The 2,871-nt window shown below is 40.2% G+C and carries 4 protein-coding genes; all 4 read left to right on the forward strand.

Going from position 1 to position 2,871, the window contains the following annotated elements:
* Positions 1-679: type IA DNA topoisomerase (locus BLT_RS21530; RefSeq protein WP_017726920.1), on the forward strand; the 679-nt coding region annotated here is incomplete at its 5' end.
* 176 nt (positions 680-855) lie between these two features.
* Positions 856-1,689, forward strand: a complete 834-nt coding sequence (locus BLT_RS0106105; protein ID WP_017726921.1) for a DUF2268 domain-containing protein — start codon at positions 856-858, stop codon at positions 1,687-1,689.
* A 198-nt stretch (positions 1,690-1,887) separates the two neighbouring features.
* Entirely contained in the window at positions 1,888-2,634 is a 747-nt protein-coding gene (locus BLT_RS0106110; protein ID WP_017726922.1) for a YjbA family protein, read from the forward strand.
* Between the two features lie 111 nt (positions 2,635-2,745).
* Complete coding sequence (locus BLT_RS24675; RefSeq protein WP_017726923.1) at positions 2,746-2,868, forward strand: hypothetical protein; 123 nt, start codon at positions 2,746-2,748, stop codon at positions 2,866-2,868.
* Positions 2,869-2,871: the final 3 nt, after the last annotated feature.

Here is a 2,871-nt window from a genome sequence, read left to right on the forward strand (position 1 = left end):
ATACCTTGAAGATGAAGCATTGGAAAAGGTGTTAATGCAAACGGAAGGACTTGGAACAGAGGCAACAAGAGCAGGGATTATTTCAATTTTAAAAGACCGTGGCTATATTCAAGTGACGAAAAATCAGGTGTACGCTACAGAAAAAGGACAATTGCTGATCGAGGCGTTAGGGGACAGTGTTTTAACGTCGCCAGAAATGACGGCAAAATGGGAACAACGTCTTTTAGAAATCGGTCGAGGAGAGGCTGACCCGAAACGGTTTATGGAGCAAGTCAAAAAGCTGTCTCAGCATTTAATTGAAGAAGCTTATGAGCGATCGAAAGCATGGGATTTTTCTTCATTTGATACATCGTCTATCCAACGCCAAACGAAACGTAAGAGCAAAGGGGGAGCTATCGTTGGTACGTGCAAGAGCTGTGGTGGCAGCCTTTTGGATCGAGGAGCGTTTTACGGATGTGCGGAGTATCGAAAAAAAGGCTGTACCTTTACGATATCAAAAATGATTCTCGGTAAAAAAATTTCGCAAGCCAATGTGAAGCGTCTTTTGATAGAAGGAAAAACCAATGTCATAAAAGGCTTTAAAAAAGGAGAGAAAACATTTCAAGCTGCTCTTGCTTGGGATGAGAAGAAGGGTGGACTTACGTTTCTTTTTGAAGATAAAAAGGATACGAGCACATAGAAAAAAGGGATGGACATTTGTCTGTCCTTTTTATTTTTAATCACTACTTCTTCCTGTAATAAAAGAGCATGCCTTTTCCGCAACGATTTGTTATTTATGTTTCATTGCTAGCCCTGTCACGAACCTATTTTTACACATACATTACAACAGGAGTAGAGGCATGAAGGGGTGTGTAGATGGGAACGGTGCGAACCGATAAATGGCTTACATGGTATTTAACACATTTGCGAAAGGCAACCTTTTTAGGACAGAGATATGAATTGCAACGTAAATATTTGATCCTACCATTAAAAAAAATCTTTCGGCACCCCCAAACGGATCAGCTTCATCAACAGCTGCTTATGCAGGGCTTGTTTTATCCTGATGAGGATATCTCGTTTGAATATCAAGCTTTAGTGGACAAACAAGTGTGGCATGTTGTCCAACGTCAGTATACAGTCTTAAAAGAGAAATGGGAGGGCCCCGATATTCCCATTTATGTATTTCCAGTGACTAAAAAAAATCCTTTGATATGGAAACAGCTTGGTGGGAAGATGGGGGTTAGCTTTGCTGATAAAATCCTACTTTTTGTCCATGGTGATTTGGAAGAAGAGCAAATTCAAGCGCTAGTTACCCACGAGTACCATCACTCCTGTCGGATCGTAAAGACAAATGAGCGGGAAGAAACAATGTCTTTACTTGAATCAATCGTCATGGAAGGGCTAGCAGAGAAGGCTGTCTATGAAGAGATAGGCTCACAGGCCCTTGCATCATGGACCGCATATTATCCAAGTGAACAAATCGATCGGCTTTGGCAGATCGTAAGAAATAATCTAACCTTAAAAGGACGTGAAGCCCATCACATTTTTCTTTATGGCGATGGCCGACGTATTCCCCAATGGACAGGGTATTTCTTAGGCTATCAGCTTATTGACTCAGTGGTGAAAAAGGATAAGAATTTAACGACAACTTTGATGCTGCCGCTATCAGCAAAGAAACTTCTTGAAAAGTCAAGCTTTAAATCTCGTTAAAGGCTGTAGAGAGCATGGGGGTAAGAAACAAACACGACTCTAACGGCAGGGGGGTTGCCATTGTTTTTCCCGAAAAACGTCGATGGAAAGATGAAGGAGGCTGTAAACAGATGTTGAATAAATTAACCGTGGAATAAATTGGGTTATTTCTGCCTATACTGAAGGATACATTCGAAAACAGAGTAAGGAGGCTTAAGAATGGTTCATATTCGTGATGTATGGGTAAATTGGTTTGAAGGAGAAGAGAACGGCTACAACGTTTGTGATTTTTTTGAATGGAGAAGCGATGATCGAATCGAGGTTTTAGATCAGGCGATTGTCGTTCGTGTAAGCACCCAGCTGTTTCACTATATTGAAAATCAAATGGCAGAGCTACCTGAAGCACTATTAAAGGCTGTACATCAGCAAAGCTACTTACGGAAAAATATGTCCAGAATCCAGCTCGATTATTGTTTTATTGCCTCAAATGGTGAAGGAATTATTGCCGTTGATACAATGGGGTATAAGACACCGATTCGAAAAAGTCGATTAACACCAAGGCAAGAGCAAATCGTTTATGAGCTTTTAGAAAATAATGAGCTAGAGGTGTTTGATACAGAAAAAGAAGTTGTGCAAAAGGAATACCATATTCTTTCTCCAAGTCCTGAGGAGATGAATGGGTTAACTCGAAAAGAACGACAGCTTAAACAGCTTCTTTTTATGGCTCTTGATCAGCTTTATACAACAGGAAATTCAGCCGAAATTCGTTATTGGTATACGGAATGGAAACCACATAACTATGATAGCATTCAATTAATGGAGCGTCATGAGGCGTGGGATAGACTATATCAGGAAATAAAGCATGGTTGGTCACAGCGTCATTACCAGTTGTGTGAAAGCATGATTAAAGGACAAGCATTCTTTGAGAAGCTTTGGGAACTAGAGCACGGTGAAAGTGTAAAATAGAGGAACAAACATTGTGGAGGACTGACGAATGTTTACATAGCTTCATTTACAATGGCTGAAACTTTCCTTATAATAAGATAGGTAGAAAAAGTTGTGGGGAGGGAAGCTGAAATGGAGACAATGGACACTTTTGCCCATGGTGTTATGCAAGTCTTAACGGTTATTTTATTCGTTGGAACGATTGGTTTTTCACTTCTTGTAGGGAGATATTGGAAGAAAACAAACGGATATTAAAAT

It is taken from the genome of Halalkalibacterium ligniniphilum (assembly GCF_000334155.1).
Classification (GTDB): domain Bacteria; phylum Bacillota; class Bacilli; order Bacillales; family Bacillaceae_D; genus Halalkalibacterium; species Halalkalibacterium ligniniphilum.